This window comes from Paenibacillus sp. FSL R7-0273 (genome assembly GCF_000758625.1).
Taxonomy (GTDB): Bacteria; Bacillota; Bacilli; order Paenibacillales; family Paenibacillaceae; genus Paenibacillus_AQ.
In genome coordinates this window covers 1005379-1025548 of the sequence record NZ_CP009283.1, presented here as the reverse complement: position 1 = coordinate 1025548, position 20170 = coordinate 1005379, and the positions used below count along the sequence as shown (strand labels likewise).

Below are 20170 nucleotides of genomic sequence, written 5' to 3'. Positions count from 1 at the left end.
TTTTTAGCTGCTGAGTGTGGTTTGTCCGGCTTTGCTGAGCCATTCCGCCATTGCATCCATTACCGGGTAACGGAGATCATCACTCTGGAGGGCAAATTCCAGTGTAGTGAGGATGTAGCCAAGCCGTTCGCCGACATCGTATCTGGTTCCGTCAAAGTTATAAGCGTAAACCCGTTCGCTCTGATTCAGCTTCTGGATGGCGTCCGTAAGCTGGATTTCACCGCCGGCACCTTTTTCCTGCAGATCGAGGTACTTGAAAATTTTTGGAGTAAACACGTAACGTCCCATGATTGCCAGATTGGATGGGGCTGTACCCAGCGGCGGCTTCTCCACAAAGTTGTTAACCCGGTAGAGCCGTCCGTCCTGGAGGTCAGGTTCGATAATCCCGTAACGGTTGGTGAACTCATCCGCGATCTCCTGTACTCCGATAACCGAGTTCTGTGTTTCCTCGTACTGGTCGATCAGCTGCTTGAGGCAAGGGGTTTTGCCGGTTACGATGTCATCGCCAAGCATAACGCCGAAGGGCTCGTCTCCGATAAAGCGGCGTGCGCACCATACGGCATGCCCCAGGCCCATTGCTTCCTTTTGGCGGATGTAGTGGATTTCTACTTTAGAGGAACGCTGAACCTCTTTGAGCAGCTCCAGCTTGCCATCCTCCAGCAGTCTGGATTCCAGCTCGAAAGCATTGTCAAAGTGATCTTCAATCGCCCGCTTGCCTTTACCGGTAACGATAATAATGTCCTCTATACCGGAAGCAATGGCTTCCTCCACGATATATTGGATGGTCGGCTTGTTGATGATTGGAAGCATTTCCTTAGGCATAGCCTTTGTGGCAGGAAGGAAGCGCGTTCCTAGCCCAGCTGCAGGGATAATTACCTTCTTTACCTTTTTCATCGCACTTACCTCCTGATCGTTATGTGTGGGATTTGAGACTTAAGGGACTCTACCTGGCCTGGTTCATGGCAATGCCAAGAATATTGGACCCGCTCTGCTCGAGCAGCGTCTTCAGCTTGCGGACCGCTTCGCGTTTGGTTTTGCCGTGCCTGGCCACCAGGATTACTCCATCAGTATGCGGGGCAAGGATACGGGCATCACTGTATTCAACTGCCGGAGGCGTGTCTAGCAGGATCAGATCAAAGCTGCTTTTCAGCTCCTCCAGCAGAGCGGTCATTTTGGGATTACCCAGCAGATCCGGCGGGCTGATGCGTGTCTTGCCTGCCGGAATGACAGCCAGATTAGCCAGATTACCGTATACGGCAATATCCTTGGCTTCCTCCTGACCGCTGAGGTAAGCGGCAAGTCCTTCACTGCCCTCTACCTCAAACACCGCATGCAGTCCCGGACGCCGCATATTGCAGTCTATAACGGCTACCTTCTTGCCGTCCTGAACAAAGGATACGGCCAGATTGGACAGAACCGTCGTCTTCCCCTCTCCGCCTTCGGCAGAGGTGAAGAGAAGCACCTTGCCGCTGTCCCCTCCTGTCAGCCCGAGCTGACGGATATAGGTGCGCAGCGAGCGGAAGGATTCGGAGATATGTGAGGACGGGTTCAAGTCTGCAATCAAGCTTTTATTCAGCCGTAACATAAGCACCCTCCCCTACTCTTGCATCGGCATTACCTGCTTTGCCCAAGTCACGCTTGCGGATGACCGGAATGCTGGCAATGACCGGCAGTCCAACGTCAAACTCTGCTTCCTTCTCCGTGCGAAGGGTTCCATTCAGCGTTTCCAGCAGCAGGATGATTCCGATAGCAGCCATAAGTGAAACGACAAAGCTGATGATCAGATTCATGGCTACACCGCCGTTGGTCGGTGCCGGAACATCGGCCGGATCAGCGGGAGTCAGGAAAGTAACATTGTCCAGCATCATCAGTGACGGCAGGCTGCGGATGAAGCTTTGCGAAACCGCGTTTACAATGTTCGCCGCCGTGCTGTAGCTTTCGTCCTGCACACTCAGATTGATGACCGAGCTTTTCTCAGAGGATCTTACCTGCAGCTTTGCGGCAAGCTGTTCTTCCGTGAGGCCAAACTCAGGATGATCAGCCACAACACTGCTGAGAATTGCGGGGGACTTCATAATTTCCTTGTAGCTCTCGATGAGGTTCAGGCTGAAGTTCAGGTTGTTGAGATTGTTGCTCTCGGGTACATTTGCGGTATTGTTGACCAGCAGCTGTCCGGAGGCGGAGTAGACGGGTGTAACGAAGTTCTTGCTGACATAGAAGGTGGTGGCACAGGAGATTAATACAAAAATCGTGATCAGCCAGAGCCTCTTCTTAATCAGGTTAATGTAATCTAAAATCGTCTTTTCCACAGTAACCCTCCTTCCGCATTCATTACGTTCTGAAAGCATTCATGAAAGTTTCAGATATCTTGTGTTTTATTCTATCAATCTGTACGGGTTGCCACATGGCTCCTCCCATCACTTTAATGTTCACTTTCGAGGGATTGAAATTGGTGCATATGCAGGGCAGAATGGTATACTTTAGTACCATATCCGGCTGAAAAGCCTCCGAAAGGATGGAAGCTAAGCCGACGGCAGCCATAAACCTCCCCTTATATAGAAGAAGATTACCTACATCGCACGTTAGATTTATTGAAAAAGAGTGCACAGAAACAGCCCGGGTCTTTACGAAAAGACCCGGGCTGTTTCTGTAATATTCTTACTGTTACACAAAAAAACACGGACAATCCTGTCCGTGTTCTGCTGCTATAAAAGTTATAAAGTGCTGTTAATCATAGGACATTTCGTACTTAGTCAGTCCAACTGCATTAGCATACAGCGCCGCCTGTGTCCGGTCTGCAACCTGCAGCTTCGCAAGAATCTGGCTTACATGCTTCTTAACAGTGAATTCACTGATGAACAGGCGCGAAGCAATGTCCTTATTGCACGCACCCTGGCCGAGTTCAATCAGCACTTCCTTTTCCTTGGGTGTCAATTCATCGGTAGGACTGCTGCCGCTCATCCGCATCTTATCTTCCATCAGGCCGGGATCATAATACTTGCGGCCCTTGTAGACCAGCTGGATCGCAAACAGCAGCTCCTCCGGCAAGGCTTCCTTCAGCACATATCCGTCAACCAGTACCTCTTCCGCTTTGAGGAAGTCTTCCCGGCTGGCCGAGGAGGTGAGCAGGATGAACTTGCTGGTAAGTCCGCGCGCCCGTGCACTCTTGATGACATCAAGGCCCGACTCGTCCGCCAGCCGCAAATCAATCAGCACAAGATCAGGCTGTGTCTCTTCGATAACCAGAAGAGCCTCCTGGCCATTCGTTGCTTCGCCTGCAAAGTGCAGATTAGGCTGCATGGAGATGACCGCTGCCAATCCTCTTCTCACCAACGGGTGATCATCAACAATGACGATATTCACTTGAATGACCTCCTGCCTAAAGTTTATGCATTCTTTAATTCAGCCACGCCGACAGGTATCGAAATTGAAATTTTGGTGCCTGCATTCTCGCTGCTGGAGATATGGAACTCTCCGCCCAGCGACTGAGTCAGATATTGCATATTCTTCATGCCAAGCCCGCCGGTGGTATCTTCAGACGTAGTCCACAGCAGATCCGTATCGAAACCGATTCCGTCGTCTGTAATAGACAGTCTGATCCATTTAGGCTTCAGTGACAGCTCAACATCCACCCGGCTGGCCGCACCATGACGTATGGCGTTGCCTGTCGCTTCGGATATAATCCGGAAGAGTGCCTTGTGGTAAGGATAAGGGAGGCTGAAATCATCCCCCGTTATTTTCAGTTCAATCTCCACATCATTGAGCCTCGACAGGCTCTTGAGATGTGATCTGACCATCCCCAGCCAGGTTGGTCCGCCGCTCTTCTTGGAGCTGAGGCTGTAAATCGTTATCCGCAGCTCCTTGGCAACCCGCGTTGCCGAGTCATGAATCAGGTCAATCTGCTCCTCAAGCTCGGAGTCGGACATTTTACGCCAGGTCTGCTTCAGCGAATGGGTTGCGTACACAATGCCGAACAGGCTCTGCGATACGCTGTCATGCATTTCATCGGCGATCCGGTTCTGCTCATTCGTGATGATCAGACGGTTCTCGATGACACCCAGCTCATGCCGCTCCAGAATAATCGCACTCAGCTCTGACAGAAACATCAGCTGCTGAATGTACCACCTGCGTCCCTCAAGTCCCTCCGAGGATTCCAGCTTCACGCCGATCATACCGACAAATCGGGTGCTCATTCTTACCGGCATCAGCAAAAAGTCGCCAAGGCCAGGCATACTCTTGAACACCGGCTCACGCTGCAGCCTCCATTCGTGCTCATGCTTTTCCAGCTCTGTGAACAAAAAACGTTCCTCTTCATGCTGCCATCCGGTCTGCCGGCTCTGCGGGGCAGGCTCACCGCTTTTTTTGGCAAACCAGAATAAGGCCTTATCCAGCTTGGTCAGCTTCACCACGTAATCGGTAATGACCTGGCCAATGTTCATGAAGTCATGCTGGCTGGAGGTTTCGACGATGTGATAGAGCGATTTAATATGCTCCATGGTTTCGTTGGTCCGCGCGTTCGCTTCTTCCCGCTGCCGCTTGATCCTGTTAACCATCTGCATTACTATAACCGCAAGAACCAGGGCTAGAAACAGGTTACCGTTCTGCAATACTGCATCCGTTACCGATTTGCCCGCAGAATTAACAAATATATAGCAAAAGCCGGTTACAATAACAATATAGCTCAGCAGCAGTCCCCACCCGAAATACATGGATAACGATCCTGCCGCGATAAGAACAGGGTTAAGCACGTAAAGCTTGAATACACTGTCAAAACCGCCTGTCAGTAAGGTCAGTGCAATAACGCCAGCCATCTCTATGCTGACTGCGAGCATCAGAACCCGCGGTCTGGTCCGGAGCCTCCGGTAAGTAATTACGAATGCTTGTGCAATTAAGAAAAGCGAGACGATTAATAGGGATTTATAAATGACGGAAGGCCCCGTATGGTCCAGGAGGTACATCAGAGATGTGAGGGACAAAGAAAAGTATCTGTAAAAAGCAATCATTTTGTCTTCCGCGGTTGTTTTGATTTTCATCCCACCACCCTATTCTCCACCTTTTTTGGAAAATGCGAGCTTATCAAAGCCTTGTTTAAAAGCATCATACATGAGAAAAATCACAATAACAAGTTTCTATGTTTATTGACAACGTTTTCTTTTCAAATAAATAACATTGCGACCTAATTTTTTTGAGGAATTTATTATATTTTTATTCGTCACATCTAAAACTAGTACAGCCGATCTTTATTTGCCTGCCGCAAGCATGCCAAACAGCCTGTCCGGCGGCGGACAGGCTGTTTGGCATGCGGCAATATCGGCTGCTGGCATATACGGATAAGGTAATACTTATCCGGATACTGCCGGCCCGTGCTGCGGCTGTTTAATATTACAAATACAAATCTGGTACCGCTGCTCCCCGACGATATGATAACCGGTGGAAAGCACACGGACAGTATGATTATTACGCACATCAACCTTATGGAGACTACGGCAGGAAATGCAGTAAAATTCGCTCATGATTTCATCTCCGGCATAGCATAGTTAGAAAGCACTAAAATTTTTGTTAATATTATCTAAATAATAGCACCCCATTTTTATGAGTGTCAACATAAATCAGCATAATCCGACAAAATTCTGCTATTTACTCCGTTGTAATCTGCTAACGGATATTGCTGCGGCAGAGCTGCGGGGAGAGGCCCATGTATTTCTTGAACAGTCTTGAGAAATAAAACGGGTCAGTGTAATGCAGCATGCCCGAAATCTCCTTGACCTGCAGGGAGGTGTTCAGCAGCAGATGCTTTGCTTCTCCCATTTTGAGCCTGTGGACATATTCATGCAGCGGATAGCCGCTGCTGCTGCGGACCAGCCGGCGCAGGGTGGACATGGACATATGGTGCTTTGCAGCCAGCTCTGCCAGGTCAGGCTGCTCATAGATGCAGGCTTCCAGATCACCGCGGATGAGCTGCAGAGCGCCGGGCTGCCAGAGCCGTGGATGGTCCCGGACTGCGAAAGAGCATTCCAGCAGCATAGCCTCCAGCCGCAGCGCAGCCCGGTCTGCATCAGCGGGAACGCCCCCGTCCATTAGCTCCAGAACCTCCTCAAAAAAATCCGCGAGCCCGTGGAGCCCTCCGGCCTGAAATACGCTTCCGCCTGCTATAAGCCCTGCCTCCAGCCATTCATCCGTCCGGCTTCCTGTAAAATTGATATAGTATTCATCCCAGCTCCCGCCGGGAGGCGGACCATAGCTGTAGCTGCAGCCGGGCCGGAAAAAGAACAGGCTTCCATCACCAGCCTTCTGGGGAGTGCCTCCATTCTCGGAAATGCTCCCTGAACCCGATACGATATAGACCATGGCCCAGTGGCTGAACACCACCTGCCTGCGGAACAGCGTTCTGCCCGGCAGATGACCGGCCTGCCCGATCCGGATGGACTTCAGCCTGAGCATGGATGCATCCAGCTTCGGATCTATGATCCTGACCGGATAAGGGCTGATCATATAATCCATGACCTTGGGCATATGCTCTATTCCTCCTCCTGTTTCAGCATGCTATCGTTAAATATGTTGATCATATTCTACATGAATAAGAGGTGTCCCAGCTATGCCGGAAATCTGTGCCCTGCAGCTTCTGCCCCGCCCCCAGACTATTACCGTATCTGAAGGACTATTTCGTATCCCGCAAAGAGGCGCTATTACTATCGCTCCAGCAGAGAAGCATGACGTACTGCCCGCTGCCCGCAGGCTTCAGCAGGTAATCAGCCAGCTGCTGCAGCTCAGTCTGCCGCTGTCCGTCGGCTCCCGCCCTGCCATCCAGCCGGCGGCCAGCTTCATTTACAGTCCGCTGCTCCCTGCTCAGGGCTACGAAATTGCAGCCGGAGCGGACGGTATCGCAATAACCTACAGTACTCCGGAAGGAGCCTACTATGCTGTAGCTACACTGAAGCAAATACTGGAGCAGTGCGGCAGAGAGCTGCCTTTCCTGCTCATCCGCGACCAGCCGGATTTTGCCGCCCGCGGCCTGATGCTTGATATCAGCCGCAATAAAATCCCAAAGCTGGAGACTCTACTGAAAATTGTTGATTTAATGGCTGACCTGAAGCTCAATCAGCTGCAGCTATATATAGAAGGTTCCCCGTTTGCCTATGAGTCCTTTCCCCAGGTCTGGGAGCTGGAAACACCTGTTACGGGCGATGAAATACTCCGACTGAATGCCTATTGCCAAGAGCGTTTTATCGAGCTTGTGCCTAACCAGAACAGCTTCGGCCATATGGAGCACTGGCTGACCCGTCCGGAATTTAACCATCTGGCGGAAATTCCCGACGGCTTCATGCTCCCGGAGAATATGTATGACCACGACCTGTATCCGGACGGCCTGTTCATGCAGCCGGGCACATTCCGTACAGAGCACCCCGGGGTTCTTGAGCTTCTGGGAAAAATGTACGATGATCTTCTGCCCTACTTCACTTCTGCGCAGTTCAATGTCGGCTGTGATGAAACTTATGAACTGGGGCTTGGACGGAGTAAAGCCCTTGCCGATTCCGGGGGCAAGGGCCGGCTGTACCTGTCCTTCCTGCTTGAAATTCATAAGCTGGTCACCGCCCGGGGGAAAAAGATGCAGTTCTGGGGAGATATCATACTCCAGCATCCTGAGCTGATCCCCCTTCTTCCGAAGGATATTATTGCGATGGAATGGGGCTACAGTGCGGAGCATCCCTTTGCAGCAGATACCCTGAAATTCCGCGAGGCACAAATCCCCTTCTATGTCTGTCCCGGTACAAGCTCCTGGAATTCGCTGACCGGCCGCACGGATAACATGCTGGCCAACCTGCGCAGCGCAGCTGTACACGGCAAGGCGAACGGCGCGATCGGCTACCTCATCACCGACTGGGGTGACTTCGGCCACTGGCAGCATCTGCCGGTCAGCTATGCCGGTTACGTCTACGGGGCTGCGCTGGCCTGGGGTGCCGAGAATAACCTGGAAGCCGATACGGCAGGATACCTGAACCGCTCGATCTTCCGTGACCGTTCGTCCGGGATCGGTCAGCTGCTGCTTGACCTCGGCAATTATTACAGGCTGGAATCCGGAGCCCTGCGGCCCAATGATTCCGAGATGTCCATGCTGCTGCGCAGCCGGCTGGACAATATGGGAATTGCCGGCAAGCTTAGTCCAGAGCAGCTAGATCAGCTGGAGGCGTATATTCTCGGCATTGAGGGCCGCCTGGAGGAGCTGTCCTTAGCCTGCGAGGACGCAGAGCTTGTCATGCTGGAGCTGGAGAACAGCATCCGTTTTGTGAAGCATGCCGTGCAGCTCGCCCGGATCAAGCTGAAGCTTGCCGGAGCGCCGGATACGCTTGATCCGGCTGTTATCCGCAGGCAGATCAGCGATCTTGAGCTTCTGCTGCACGAATACCGCACACTTTGGATCCGCCGCAACCGGCCGGGTGGACTTACGCAGAGCGTCAGCAGACTGCTCAGCCTCAAGACAGATTATGAAGCGCTGCTGCTCAGCCTCACGGAGCATACAAAGAATTGACCTGCAGCAATAAGCAGCCGGATCTCCTCCGGCTGCTCTCATGTTTCTCTTCCCGGCGTATGCCTTCTATCCCGCAGGAAATCTTCCCGCACTTCCTCATACTGGTTCACCAGCATTTCACGTTCCCTGCGCTCATGCGCTTCCCGCATTTCGTTCTCCGGCCCCCCAGCTTCATCCTCGCTTATCGTCCAGATATCCGAGAACAGGTAATCCCTGACTTCAACCACTGTTCCGCCAAGTCTTCCGCCCTGCCAGAGCAGTCCGCCACGCGTGCGGATTACCGCACGGCCGTCGGGTGTAGCGGCTGTCTGCCCGATGCGGATCTGCGCCAGCATCTGCCCGAACGTATACCATTGCATCTGTCTCATCCCCCTTCAGGTTCTCATTGAAAAAGACGTTATTTCAGCATACAATCAAAGCATCAGTCAGCTATAGATTTACAGACCATCCTAATAGTGACAGGGGACAAGCCGATGGAATGGCTGAACGATTATGAGCTGGAGCTTCAAGCCGTTTTTCAGGAATGTAAAGCAGCCATTGCCGGATTTCCGGAGCCGCTGGGCTCCCGGGGGCTTGCCTATCTTGAGCAGTTCGATGTGTTCCGGGCCCGCAGCAAAAAGAATTACATCTGCTACCTGCTTCCGTTCTGGCTCCGCAGGGAATGCGGGCTGAGCCCGGAAGAGACGCACATCATGTCTACAGGGAATGTCCTGCTGATGCTGTACTTCTTCCTGCAGGATGATCTGATGGATAACCGGCGCAGCTCGGCGGCGGAGCTGCTGCCGCTGGCCAATCTGCTGTATTCAGAGTTTCTTGACCGCTACCGCCCGCTTTTCCCTGCAGAATCCTCCTTCTGGAGCCACTTCAAGCGTTATCTCTTCGAATGGTCAGACAGCGTCAGCAATGAAGCCTCAGGCGACTACTATTATAACGACCGCAGCCGGATTGCCGGCAAAGCAGCTCCACTCAAGCTTTCAGCAGCAGCCGCACTGCTGCTCACCGGCCTTGCGTCCTCAATTCCGGCTGCAGAAGAAGCAGTGCAGGAGGTGCTGATTACGCTGCAGATGCTCGATGATTACGAGGACTGGGAAGAGGATCTGGAGGAGGGCAGCTATAATTGCCTGCTGGCACTGGCCCGCAGGCATCTGTATCCTGACCATCCCCAAGCCGGGATTACTGCCGCCGAGGCCAGGAATTTCATCTATACAGCCGGAGGTCTCAAGACGTATGCAGCTGCCGCGGCGGACAATCATGAACGGCTGCTCGCCGGCACCTTCCGTATTTCCGGCCTGACCGCCTTCCATCAGATGCTCGCGGACAATCTTCAGAGAATCGCGGCAGCAGTTGAAGCGGAAAAAGAGCAGCTTCTGGGCGGCGGATTACAGTATTGGCTATCTAAACATATGAAAAGCCAGGAATTCTTTGAAAATTCAGCTAACAACCAAAAAAAGTCATAGATTGTAATAAAATGCTATGGTATGCTAACGGGGTAATCAAACCATTTGGGGAAGGGTGATTGTTGTGTCAGAGGCAATTTTTAAGAATCAGGTGATTCAGAAGGCATGGGAGGATCCGGGTTTCAAACAGAAACTGCTAGTCAATCCAAAAGAAGCCCTCCGGGAAGCACTAGGTATTGATCTGCCCGACCATATTACGCTCAAAACGGTAGAGGAAGGCTCCAACGAATTCTACCTGGTCATTCCGCCCAGCCCGTCCTCCGGTGTTATGAAGACGGATGTCACCCCCCTCGGTTCCTGGTAAGCCTACATCACGCTCCTGACCTCACAGGGAGTCTGAACCCCCCGGAGCCTCTGCCAGCGGCAGAGTCGTAACGGTTTCGGTTCCGGCTCCCTTTTTGCTTTCGAACCGGACCTCGCCAGCCATGGCTTCAATGATCCGGAAAGTAACCATCAGTCCAAGGCCTGTTCCCTTCGTTTTATTCGAGAAATACGGTTCACCGAGCCGGTTCAGCACCTCCTGGTCCATCCCCTCGCCGTCATCCTGGATATGAATATACACGTATGGACCGACACCATAAGCGATCATATGAATCGTGCCTTCATCCCCCAGCGACTCAATGCTGTTCTTGATAATATTGATGAACGCCTGCTTGAACTTGGAGGAGTTGCCCTTTACCCACAGGCCCTCTCCGGCCTCCATGATCATTTTGCCCCCGTTTAGATGACACAGCGGCAGCATAATACTCTCGATATGCTTAAATTCCTCCCTGACATTAAGGATGGAAATCTGCTCAAATTCCGGCTTGGCAAAGGTCAGGAAATCGGTAATGATATTAGCCGCACGGTCCAGCTCGCTAAGCGCCATCGATAAATACTGCGCTTCACTGCCGCTTGCCTTCTCGCTGAGAAGCTGAAGGAACCCTCTTGTCACCTGCAGCGGATTGCGCACCTCATGAGCAACCGAAGCCGCCAGCTCGCTGATAATTTCCATTTTTTCGGAACGTTGAAGCTCATTGTTGAACAGCTCCAGCTCCTGTGAATACTGCACTACCTGCCGGTGGTTCAAGGCCAGCCTGCGGCCCAGAATAACAATCAGCGAGAGAATGAATACGACCAGCGCCCATTTCCAGTAGAACAGATCATAATCGCCGTTTTTGATGTAATACCAGACCAGCTCCGATACACCTGTCAGGGCGGCGGTGCCGAAGCCGATGGCGAAGGTAATCGCATCCTTATTTTTTTTGAGTGAAAACAAAATCACACAGGCAATAAGGAGGATAAACTGGGCTATCATAATAAACCCGATAACTGTAGTCGATACAAAATAATACCCTTCCACAAAACGGTTGTCTGCCAGCGTATTCACAATCAGGAACACCATGCAGAACAGGGAATAGGCCGTCTGAAAAATGCGGAACCGCCGGATGATGGAGAAGCGGCCGCTCCCGAAAATCCGCTCAAACAAAAATGTAAGCGCCGGCAGCAGGGAGAGCAGTCCCAGATCGAGGAAGATTACGCTTAGTGCTCCGTAGGAGCTGTAGAATGTATAAATGAAGGGAGAGTAAGTAACCGCCAGTATCCCTGTAGCTGCAATGACAATGGATAAGGAGACTGCAATTGAAAAATGCTCCCTGTCCAGAAAAAAGCCGCACATGAACAGCACCAGCGCCACAAAAATAAAGGCCCCGCCCAGAATGACGTCGATCAGTCCGTTTTTGACAAAATGGCGGATTAGCTCGCTGTGCTCACCGACTTGTATCGCATCCTTGACTCCGATCCGGTCCTGCAGTGTCGAAGCCCATATATACAAGGTCTTACCGTTGTCCTCACTGCTCAGCGGTACGAGCAATGAATAATTATCCTTAATGTAGCTGCGGTCCCCCTCCAGAACAAGCCGGTCCTCCACAAACACCCTGATATGCAGACCATAGAGCTTCTCGATGTACACCGCAGGCGACACATAGTTAAAGACCGGCAGCTGGATCTTTGTCCAGGCTGAGGAGATTCCCTCCGGAAGATCGCCGGCAGGCTTGGTTCTCCCGCTGCTGAACCAGTGTCCCTGACCGCTGTGCGGAGCTTCAAGCCCGGTATCCCCCGCTCCGCTGCCCCACTGCATCTGCCACTCTGTAATTTCATTTGCGGCGTAACGGCCTTCCCCGGAGGCTGACAGCGACCCGAACGTCATCAGAAGCAGCAGCAGCATCGCTGTTATATGTACACTTTTACCGATCAAGCGCATGCAAGCACCCCAAAAGAAAGTAGTAGTATTGCAGGATTCACAGCTAGTATTTCGCCCAGCATTGCCCTTATCCCTTTAAAAAAACGGATTTCATTTCTATTTATTGTGATCAGCTGGTAATTTTACCACTACCTCGGTTCCCTGTCCCTTTTTGCTGTAAAAATGAATGGTCCCGTTCATCGCCTCGACGATCCGGAAGGTGACCATCAGGCCCAGGCCGGTCCCCTTGGTCTTGTTCGAATAAAAGGGCTCGCCCAGCCGGGCCAGCTCGCTCAGCTTCATGCCTTCCCCGTTATCCACCACACTGATGAGAATATGCTGGCCCGATTTCCGCGCTGACACCTTGATCAGGCCATCCTCCTTCAGCGCCTCCACACTGTTCTTAATCAGATTAATAAAAGCCTGCTTGAACTTGGCGGGACTGCCCAGCACAAACAGCTCCTCCTGCAGATGCGTCTCAATGGTTCCGCCCTGCAGATTAGCCAGCGGCCCCAGAATACCGGCCACATGCTTCAGCTCCCCAGACACCTCAAATACGTCGATCTCTTCCATCCCCGGCTTGGCAAAGGTAAGAAAATCAGTAATGATCACGGAGGCCCGGTCCAGCTCCTGCATCGCCATATTCAGATATTCCTTCTCCTTACGCCCGGAGCGCTCCCCCAGAATCTGCAGGAACCCGCGCGTCACCTGCAGCGGATTGCGCACCTCATGGGCTACGGAAGCAGCGAGCTCACTGATAATCTCCATTTTCTCGGAGCGCTGCGCGGCATTATTGAACTGCTCCAGCTCCCTGGAATAGTTAAGCGCCTGCTCGTAGTTTCTGGCAAAGCCGCGGCCGAGAATGACGATCAGCGAAAGGATGAATGCAACTACGCCCCACTTCCACCAGTAGAGATGGAACGGGCTGCTGGATGAGAAATACAGTACCAGCTCACTGAGCGAAATGACCGCAAAAAGGGCGAAGCCGGAAGCAAAAATCGCCGCATCCTTATTGCCCCTGTAGGCATAAAGAATGGCCAGCCCGAGCAGATAAATCAGCTGTATGATCATCATTACCCCGGTAACATTAACGGTCATCATTATATACAGCTCGTCCAGCTGATACGACAGCAGGGTGTTCAGCAGGAGCAGCATGAGGCAGAAGAGCGAATACCCCAGCTGAATATTACGGAAAAGGACCAGATGCCGGCCTCTTCCCGGTCCGAAAATCTGTTCAAAATACAGCGTGAAGGCAGGCAGCAGCATAAATAAAGCCATATCAAAGACAGCCTCGGTCAGACGCTCCCTGCTGCCCAGAATAAGCGCAAGAAATGGAGAATAGGTAATAAACAGAACGCCGAATGTAAAGATTACAATCACCAGCCAATACCCGCCGGAGAACATTCTTACCTTCACAAAATATAAACAGAGCAGCAGGACAGCCGCCATAAACATCAGCGAGGTGCCGAGAATTACGTCTACCATATCCTGCTTGACATATAAAGTCATCAGTCCGTCGTAGTTACCTGCCCGGATCTGTCCGCCTACCCCGAACCCTCTGTCACCGCCGGTGCTCCACAGATACAGCGGCCCGTCACCCTGACGGTCTGACAAAGGAATCAGTACCTTGGTTCCGTTAAAATTAACCGTCTGTCTGGAATCATAGATAAGCTCGTTATTACGGTAGGCTTTAAGCGTTGTTCCATATACTTTATCAATAAGCAGCGCTGTATGGTTCTCATTAACCGGTATTTCAAAACGCAGCCAGGCTGCGTCGGCATCCGCTGGCGTTACCGGCCTGCCTGAATCCGCTGACAACTTTGACCATTCCTCTTCCGGGGCAGCGGCCGCAGCGGCAACTGTTTCCTCTCCCGTATATGCCCATTTCTGCTCCCAGTCCAGCAGGACGATATCCTGCCCGCCGTTCCGTCCTACAGTTAATCCTGCAATCACAAGAACGGTCAAGAGGAGAAGCATGCAAAGGACGGCCACTCTTTTTAGTGATACCAGCTTCATGTTGACTCCTCAATAAATCATTGGTTGGATTTTATTAGTTCGTATGATTCTTAGTTTCGACAACCTTCGCACTTTCCCTGCCTATATCGGCAAAATTCCGCGAAAACCCTGTTTTTATTCTCCCGGCGTTTAATACCGCAGACGAATGAATATATTAAGAATGCCGTATACAAGCATTAAGGCGCAGATTCGCAGCCGCTTAATCGGGTATAGAAATACTATAGAACAGGGTAAGGAGGTCCGGCAATGACTGAGCAGAAGAAGCTTGACGCCGGGAAAGAACCGGCTGAGGATAATCTTGTGACCGAGCGGGACATCGACGAGGACTTCGGCCTGTTCCAGGAGGGGTCTTATCCCGGAGCACTGCCGGAGGAGGACCAGGAGGCAGCCATTAATCACGCTGTTCCCGATGAGGAGCAGACTAAAGCTTAAAGGAGCTGAACGGCTATGGGTAATGAGTTCAATAAAACTGAAGCCGATTTTGCATATGAGCGTTATCAGAAAATGGGCGGTATCACTCCCGAGGAGGATATCCCGCTGGATGATTTGCGTCCGCTCGGGACTATCACTGAACAGGGCGTGAGCGGAGTTACACTGGATGTGGAGCGGCAGCCGCTGGAGTCCGCGCTGGCCAGCCATGAGCCTGCTCATGAGCGTCCCGTTGACTTCGTGGACGGTATCGCAGACGATGGCTCCGATCCGGCGCTTGAGGGAGACTCCATTCTGGCCGCCGACATCGGCGCCAATGAGCCGGAGCCGGCGCTTGGCCGCAGGGCCGACCGCAGCAGCGGTGTCACAGCCTCCCCTGCCCCGCAGCGGGATGAGCTGCTGGAATCCGATGCGGTATTTGCTGCCGGAGCAGCCGGATTAACCGGCAGTGTAATTGATTATGCAGACGACGAGGAAGTCTACGCGGAAGATGAAGAGCAGCCGCTGGAGGATATTCCGGATGCAGACGAGCTGCAGCCCGGTACAGCAGTCGATCCGGCTGCCCCGCCCGTCGATGCGATGCCAGGTACAGATGTGCTCAACGGCTCTACCGGTGAAGAGGATTAAGGAATGTTCAAAAGGCCAAAAGCATTTCCGGAAACCGTTTTCCGGTGCTTTTGGCCTTTTTTTAGTTATAGAGTATTGAGGGTAGATATCATATATTACCGGCTGCCTCTGTATCTCCCTGCTCTCCGCGGGCACGCGCCTGCCCGACCTTGGCTTCCAGGTTGCGGACCTTAACGAGCACTGCAGCTACAAGCAGTATCATGCCGTTGACGACGAACACCCAGCGGATCGGAATAAAGGCGCCCAGCAGGCCGCCTATAATCGGACCGGCCATGGTCGCCAGCTGCGAGGCCGCCTGATTCAGGCCAAAGGCCCGTCCGCGGAAGCCCGGCTCAATGGTCTGGACAATCATGGCATTGACTGACGGCAGCACCCCGGCGTAGAACAGGCCGTAGACAAACCGCAGGATAGCAAACTCTACATAGCCGGAGACGAAATACTGCAGGATGTTGCCGATCCCTCCGCCGATCAGACCGATGAACAGAATAAATCCGAAGCCCTTGCGGCTGCCGATCCTCCCCCACTGCGGAGCCATGATCACCGTCGCTATGCCGACAGCGGAGAAAACAATACCCGAACTAAGGGACGCCGTGTTCCTCGAGATCCCCATATCAAGAAGGTAGATTGGCAGCAGCGGCTCCAGGATCATTACGGAGAACGTGCTGATGCCGGCTAAAGAAAGCAGTGTAATAAAGGCTTTATTCTTCACCGCCTCACGGATGTCATCACTGACGCGCGACCTGGGTGCAGAACGGTTAAAATTCTCTTCCTTAGCGAAAAAGGTGGCAATCAGCGCAGAGACAAGCACAATCGCCGCCGAGAACAGAAACGCGCTGCGGTTGCTCGAATAAAAGCTGACCACCCCGCCGATCAGCGGGCCGATGATGCTGCCGGTCGCTCCCGCTGTAGACATCACGCTGAGCGCATAGCCGGTCTTTTCCTCTGGTGTATTGGTCGCCACCATCGCAATCGCCGCCGGAACGAATCCGGCCAGCAAGCCCTGCAGCACACGCACAACGAGAAATACATAAGGGTCATGCACAAAGTAATTAATCAGATAAAGTGCGGCCAGACTGAAGCCCGAGCGGATCAGCATCGGCTTGCGCCCGTATTTGTCAGCCAGAGATCCCCAGTAAGGCGAGATCAGCGCACTGGCCAGAAAGGTAATCCCAAAGCTTACACCGGACCAGATTTCCAGATGGCTGGTTACACCGAGCTGGTCACTAAGAAAAATCGAAAGGAACGGAATCGAGATCGAGTAGGCGGTGCTGCAAAAGAACACCCCGATCCAGAGTACAATCAGATTCCGCTTCCATGAAAATGCCAAAACAACCACCGTCCCTTCTGTTACTCCCTGAAGTAAAGTAACTACCATATTAAACCTATTTTTCCGCCCTGCCAAACGCTATATGCCTCCAGTCTTTGCATCAGCCGGGACAAACCATGTATGATGAAGCTTGAGTGCACCAGAATACCCATAAGAAAAAGGAGAGATTTACAACGTGAAGCGCACAAGAAAAGCACCCGTTATCCTGCTGCTGATGATGACCCTGCTGATGGTCATTGCAGCAGGCTGCGGCAACGCAAAGAACAATACTGCAGGAAATGCCGGCGGCAATCAGGCCAGCCCTGCTACGCAGGCTCCAACCGAAGGTGTTCCTTTGGACACAGCCAGCCATCCTGTTGTTACCATTGAAATGGATAACGACGGTATCATCAAGGCCGAGCTGTATCCGGAGGTTGCCCCGAATACCGTTAACAACTTTATCTCGCTGATTCAAAAGGGCTTCTACGACGGAACGATCTTCCACCGCGTTATTCCCGGCTTTATGATTCAGGGCGGTGATCCGGACGGCACCGGAATGGGCGGCCCGGATTACAGCATTGCCGGCGAATTCCTGGCGAACGGCTTCACCAATAACCTGCAGCACACCGAAGGCGTGCTCTCCATGGCCAGAGCCGAGGATATGAACTCCGGCGGCTCGCAGTTCTTCATAATGGCTGCCGATTACCCGAGCCTTGATGGCAGCTATGCCGCCTTCGGCAAGGTAACCGAAGGCATGGATGTCGTCCAGGCTATCGTCAGCCTGCCGCGTAACAGCTCTGACCGGCCGGATACGCCGCCGGTAATGACTAAGGTTACAGTAGATACACTGGGTGTTGATTACCCGGAGCCGGACAAGGCGGAATAACCTTTCTTAGTAAGGTACAACTTACTTGCACAGCATAGAAGCCCCTCTCCGGAATGTTCCGGGGACGGGCTTCTTCATATTGCAGCTATCTTCTGCTGATGGCATGATGCGGGTTACGCAGGAAGGTGCTGCGGCTTCTGCGCAGCAATTCAATCCGTTCTTCTGCCAGGCGGTCTGCCGCCACGTAAGCCGGAATACCGTTTGTGCGGGAAATTTCCAGCACACGGGTGATGCTGTCATAGATTTTGCCTATCTGCTTGTAGGCGCGCTCCTTATTATAGCCGTTCAGCTCATCGGCGATGTTGATTACGCCGCCGGCATTAATGACATAATCCGGTGCATAGACTATCCCCATCTGATGCAGGGTATCCCCGTGGCGGGGCTCCTTCAGCTGGTTATTGGCTGCACCGGCGACAACCTTCGCCTTAAGCAGCGGCAGCGATTCATCATTGATGGTTGCTCCAAGCGCACATGGCGCATAAATATCGCAGTCCACGCTGATAATATCTGCCGGATCAACGGTTTTGGCACCGTAGGCCTCCACGGCACGGGCCACTGCATCCTTGCTGATGTCTGTTACAATCAGCTCAGCGCCTTCCTCATGCAGATATTTACACAGCGTAAACGAGACATTACCCACACCTTGTACCGCAATCTTCCGGCCGGCCAGCGAATCACTGCCGAAGGCCGCCTTGGCCGCCGCCTTCATTCCCTGATATACCCCGAAGGCCGTTGCCGGTGACGGATTGCCGGAAGAGCCGTAGCTGGCTGAAATCCCGGTTACATAATCGGTCTCCTGATGGATAATATCCATATCCGCCTCTGTCGTCCCGACATCCTCAGCTGTGATATAACGGCCGTTAAGACCTTGTATGTATCGTCCGAAGGCGCGGAACATCGCCTCGTTCTTGTCCTTTTTCGGGTCACCCAGGATGACGGTTTTACCGCCGCCGAGGTTCAGCCCGGCAACCGCATTCTTGTAGGTCATTCCTTTGGCAAGCCGGAGCGCATCGACCACTGCTGCTTCTTCAGTCGCATACGTCCACATTCTTGTCCCGCCCAGCGCCGGCCCCAGTGTTGTGTCATGAATCGCAATGATTGCCTTTAAGCCTGATGCCTTGTCCTGGCAAAATAAAAGCTCCTCGTAATCGTCCCGCTCCATTGCTGCAAACAATTCCATTATGTCCATTTCTCCTGTCTTATCGCATTATGCGTGTTACGTTTCATAACAAAGCTAGTACACCCGACTTTTATTGTCAAGTTCATTTGTCCTTTTCTTAGGAGAATCCGCGAAATAAACCCAATAACAGACATCAAACTAACGTAATGTGTAATCCCGGGCAGAAGAACGGCAAGGATAACGAACCGGGAATCCTGTATACAAAAAAGAGGGGCAGAGGCCCCTACTCCCAATATTCATCAGGACGGTATTCAATCTCCGATTGCACAGTGATGCTCAGACATTCTGTATCTGCATCATACCGGACTGGATTATCCCCGACATAATACCAGTGCTTGATAACCGGACCCTCCGCCGGCTCCTCAAAGCGGAATACGTTAAGCTCGGAATTCAGCTCCACTACGGCCGTTCCCTGGGCAGGTGATACACCGTAAATCTTAATCAGCGTAAGCTCTCCCTCCGGATCAAAAGAATAAGTCAGCCCGTCAGTGCTGCTGACAAGCATTCGCCCTGTTACCGAGTGCTTCACTAGTACCCTTTCCTGCTGCTGCATTTCCGGTTCCTCCTTCGGCGTTAGATTGTCGCAGACAGTTAAGGCAGATCGATAACCATGACCAGCGTATCCGCTTCAGCGGCAAGCGCAAGTCTGCTCACGCCTTCGACTCGTGCTGAATCTCCCGGCAGCAGCACCTGATTATCCGGAAGCTTAACCTGTCCTTCTATTAAGTAAATAAAAATCCGCCGTCCCTCTTCCTGCTCAAATGCCAGCTCCCGGCCTGTCACAGCCCGGCCCAGGAAAATGGTCATGTCCTGGGCGATGTCCACGATCTCCGGCCCGCGCTCAGGCGCTACCACCGGCAGCAGCCTGCCCTCCAGCCTGGCGGGATCAAACCGCCCGGTGGTATACGATGGTGCCGTGCCGCGGGTACGCGGCATGAACCACAGCTGCAGCAGCCGCACCGGCTCCGTGTCCGACGGATTATGCTCGGTATGGATTGCTCCTGTTCCGGCCGACATCCGCTGAACGCCGCCAAACTCCGTCTCTGCCACATTGCCCAAGTTGTCCTCATGGCGCAGCCTGCCGGACAGCACAATGGAGACGATCTCCATGTCGCTGTGCGGATGGGCCCCGAAGCCTCTGCCCGGCGCAATGGTGTCATCATTACAGACCCGCATCGGGCCGAAGGCCGTATTGTCCGGATCGTAGAATTCCCCGAACGAGAAGCTGTGGCTGCCCTTCAGCCAGCCGTGATCGAACCGGTGCGCGGATGCGGCGGAATAAACCTTGATCATAAGGATCTCCTCCTGATTGTCTGATGAATTCCAGTTAGTGATTTGGTGAATGTTGCACGTTCTAGTTCTGCTGCGATTGCTGTAAATGTAAATACTCCGGTGACTGTGCATACAAATATAGCTTCAATAGTAAGGCAAACTTCGCTTCAAGAGATGTAAAGCAAACTCGCTTTAAGGGCGGTAACACAAACTTTGCTTTAATGGCTGTAAAACAAACTTTTTAAATAG

General features: G+C 52.6%; 19 protein-coding genes. 6 read left to right on the top strand and 13 right to left on the bottom strand.

The window, feature by feature from the left end; genetic code table 11:
• Window positions 1-3: 3 nt before the first annotated feature.
• The 6 genes from galU to R70723_RS04400 all read right to left on the bottom strand — a co-directional run bounded on the left by galU (window position 4) and on the right by R70723_RS04400 (window position 6513).
• Window positions 4-894, bottom strand: coding sequence for a UTP--glucose-1-phosphate uridylyltransferase GalU (gene galU, locus R70723_RS04430; RefSeq protein ID WP_039870107.1), 891 nt, complete (start codon window positions 892-894; stop codon window positions 4-6).
• 49 nt (window positions 895-943) lie between these two features.
• On the bottom strand, window positions 944-1585 hold the full coding sequence (locus R70723_RS04425; protein WP_039870106.1) for a CpsD/CapB family tyrosine-protein kinase: 642 nt from the start codon (window positions 1583-1585) through the stop codon (window positions 944-946).
• Window positions 1569-2309: a YveK family protein gene (locus R70723_RS04420; protein WP_039870104.1), complete on the bottom strand. Its 741-nt coding sequence runs from the start codon at window positions 2307-2309 to the stop codon at window positions 1569-1571. The genes R70723_RS04425 and R70723_RS04420 overlap by 17 nt, the downstream gene beginning before the upstream one ends.
• A 418-nt stretch (window positions 2310-2727) precedes the next feature.
• Complete coding sequence (locus R70723_RS04410; protein ID WP_039870102.1) at window positions 2728-3363, bottom strand: response regulator; 636 nt, start codon at window positions 3361-3363, stop codon at window positions 2728-2730.
• Window positions 3364-3386: 23 nt separating this feature from the next.
• Window positions 3387-5033, bottom strand: a complete 1647-nt coding sequence (locus R70723_RS04405; RefSeq protein ID WP_039870101.1) for a sensor histidine kinase — start codon at window positions 5031-5033, stop codon at window positions 3387-3389.
• A gap of 622 nt (window positions 5034-5655) precedes the next feature.
• On the bottom strand, window positions 5656-6513 hold the full coding sequence (locus R70723_RS04400; protein ID WP_039870100.1) for an AraC family transcriptional regulator: 858 nt from the start codon (window positions 6511-6513) through the stop codon (window positions 5656-5658).
• A gap of 82 nt (window positions 6514-6595) precedes the next feature.
• Here R70723_RS04400 and R70723_RS04395 point away from each other — a divergent pair, with 82 nt between their 5' ends.
• Complete coding sequence (locus R70723_RS04395; protein ID WP_047171019.1) at window positions 6596-8527, top strand: beta-N-acetylhexosaminidase; 1932 nt, start codon at window positions 6596-6598, stop codon at window positions 8525-8527.
• 38 nt (window positions 8528-8565) lie between these two features.
• Here the strand turns inward: R70723_RS04395 and R70723_RS04390 are convergent, their stop codons facing one another.
• Window positions 8566-8886 carry a hypothetical protein gene (locus R70723_RS04390; protein WP_047171018.1) on the bottom strand — a complete coding sequence of 107 codons (321 nt, stop codon included), beginning with the start codon at window positions 8884-8886 and terminating at the stop codon, window positions 8566-8568.
• Window positions 8887-9000: 114 nt separating this feature from the next.
• Between R70723_RS04390 and R70723_RS04385 the strand changes: the two genes are divergently transcribed.
• Entirely contained in the window at window positions 9001-9984 is a 984-nt protein-coding gene (locus R70723_RS04385) for a hypothetical protein (protein ID WP_039870098.1), read from the top strand.
• Between the two features lie 64 nt (window positions 9985-10048).
• Window positions 10049-10288 carry an NHLP leader peptide family RiPP precursor gene (locus R70723_RS04380; RefSeq protein WP_039870097.1) on the top strand — a complete coding sequence of 80 codons (240 nt, stop codon included), beginning with the start codon at window positions 10049-10051 and terminating at the stop codon, window positions 10286-10288.
• Between the two features lie 21 nt (window positions 10289-10309).
• Here R70723_RS04380 and R70723_RS04375 read toward each other — a convergent pair whose 3' ends face one another.
• Window positions 10310-12226, bottom strand: a complete 1917-nt coding sequence (locus R70723_RS04375; protein WP_039870095.1) for a sensor histidine kinase — start codon at window positions 12224-12226, stop codon at window positions 10310-10312.
• A gap of 96 nt (window positions 12227-12322) precedes the next feature.
• Complete coding sequence (locus R70723_RS04370) at window positions 12323-14221, bottom strand: sensor histidine kinase (RefSeq protein ID WP_039870093.1); 1899 nt, start codon at window positions 14219-14221, stop codon at window positions 12323-12325.
• Between the two features lie 246 nt (window positions 14222-14467).
• On the opposite strand from R70723_RS04370, the gene R70723_RS04365 reads away from it, so the two are divergent.
• Together R70723_RS04365 and R70723_RS04360 are read left to right on the top strand one after the other, a co-directional pair.
• Window positions 14468-14653, top strand: a complete 186-nt coding sequence (locus R70723_RS04365; protein ID WP_039870092.1) for a hypothetical protein — start codon at window positions 14468-14470, stop codon at window positions 14651-14653.
• A 15-nt stretch (window positions 14654-14668) separates the two neighbouring features.
• Complete coding sequence (locus tag R70723_RS04360; protein WP_039870091.1) at window positions 14669-15277, top strand: hypothetical protein; 609 nt, start codon at window positions 14669-14671, stop codon at window positions 15275-15277.
• Between the two features lie 88 nt (window positions 15278-15365).
• On the opposite strand, the gene R70723_RS04355 is transcribed toward R70723_RS04360, so the two are convergent.
• Complete coding sequence (locus tag R70723_RS04355; RefSeq protein ID WP_039878240.1) at window positions 15366-16604, bottom strand: MFS transporter; 1239 nt, start codon at window positions 16602-16604, stop codon at window positions 15366-15368.
• A 214-nt stretch (window positions 16605-16818) separates the two neighbouring features.
• On the opposite strand from R70723_RS04355, the gene R70723_RS04350 reads away from it, so the two are divergent.
• A complete protein-coding gene (locus R70723_RS04350; protein WP_047171324.1) occupies window positions 16819-17469 on the top strand; it encodes a peptidylprolyl isomerase in 651 nt (216 codons plus the stop codon).
• A gap of 85 nt (window positions 17470-17554) precedes the next feature.
• On the opposite strand, the gene R70723_RS04345 is transcribed toward R70723_RS04350, so the two are convergent.
• The 3 genes from R70723_RS04345 to R70723_RS04335 all read right to left on the bottom strand — a co-directional run bounded on the left by R70723_RS04345 (window position 17555) and on the right by R70723_RS04335 (window position 19942).
• Window positions 17555-18649: a Leu/Phe/Val dehydrogenase gene (locus R70723_RS04345; RefSeq protein WP_039870088.1), complete on the bottom strand. Its 1095-nt coding sequence runs from the start codon at window positions 18647-18649 to the stop codon at window positions 17555-17557.
• Between the two features lie 223 nt (window positions 18650-18872).
• Window positions 18873-19202 (bottom strand): hypothetical protein, encoded by a 330-nt coding sequence (locus R70723_RS04340; RefSeq protein WP_039870086.1) that lies wholly within the window; start codon window positions 19200-19202, stop codon window positions 18873-18875.
• 38 nt (window positions 19203-19240) lie between these two features.
• Entirely contained in the window at window positions 19241-19942 is a 702-nt protein-coding gene (locus R70723_RS04335; RefSeq protein WP_039870084.1) for a pirin family protein, read from the bottom strand.
• Between the last annotated feature and the right edge of the window lie 228 nt (window positions 19943-20170).

What these genes read in the sequence shown, in the direction of transcription:
- galU (WP_039870107.1), bottom strand. Translation starts at nt 894, where the DNA reads ATGAAAAAGGTAAAGAAGGTAATTATCCCTGCAGCTGGGCTAGGAACG.
- R70723_RS04425 (WP_039870106.1), bottom strand. Translation starts at nt 1,585, where the DNA reads ATGTTACGGCTGAATAAAAGCTTGATTGCAGACTTGAACCCGTCCTCA.
- R70723_RS04405 (WP_039870101.1), bottom strand. Translation starts at nt 5,033, where the DNA reads ATGAAAATCAAAACAACCGCGGAAGACAAAATGATTGCTTTTTACAGA.
- R70723_RS04400 (WP_039870100.1), bottom strand. Translation starts at nt 6,513, where the DNA reads ATGCCCAAGGTCATGGATTATATGATCAGCCCTTATCCGGTCAGGATC.
- R70723_RS04395 (WP_047171019.1), top strand. Translation starts at nt 6,596, where the DNA reads ATGCCGGAAATCTGTGCCCTGCAGCTTCTGCCCCGCCCCCAGACTATT.
- R70723_RS04390 (WP_047171018.1), bottom strand. Translation starts at nt 8,886, where the DNA reads ATGCAATGGTATACGTTCGGGCAGATGCTGGCGCAGATCCGCATCGGG.
- R70723_RS04385 (WP_039870098.1), top strand. Translation starts at nt 9,001, where the DNA reads ATGGAATGGCTGAACGATTATGAGCTGGAGCTTCAAGCCGTTTTTCAG.
- R70723_RS04375 (WP_039870095.1), bottom strand. Translation starts at nt 12,226, where the DNA reads ATGCGCTTGATCGGTAAAAGTGTACATATAACAGCGATGCTGCTGCTG.
- R70723_RS04370 (WP_039870093.1), bottom strand. Translation starts at nt 14,221, where the DNA reads ATGAAGCTGGTATCACTAAAAAGAGTGGCCGTCCTTTGCATGCTTCTC.
- R70723_RS04365 (WP_039870092.1), top strand. Translation starts at nt 14,468, where the DNA reads ATGACTGAGCAGAAGAAGCTTGACGCCGGGAAAGAACCGGCTGAGGAT.
- R70723_RS04360 (WP_039870091.1), top strand. Translation starts at nt 14,669, where the DNA reads ATGGGTAATGAGTTCAATAAAACTGAAGCCGATTTTGCATATGAGCGT.
- R70723_RS04350 (WP_047171324.1), top strand. Translation starts at nt 16,819, where the DNA reads ATGATGACCCTGCTGATGGTCATTGCAGCAGGCTGCGGCAACGCAAAG.
- R70723_RS04345 (WP_039870088.1), bottom strand. Translation starts at nt 18,649, where the DNA reads ATGGAATTGTTTGCAGCAATGGAGCGGGACGATTACGAGGAGCTTTTA.
- R70723_RS04340 (WP_039870086.1), bottom strand. Translation starts at nt 19,202, where the DNA reads ATGCAGCAGCAGGAAAGGGTACTAGTGAAGCACTCGGTAACAGGGCGA.
- R70723_RS04335 (WP_039870084.1), bottom strand. Translation starts at nt 19,942, where the DNA reads ATGATCAAGGTTTATTCCGCCGCATCCGCGCACCGGTTCGATCACGGC.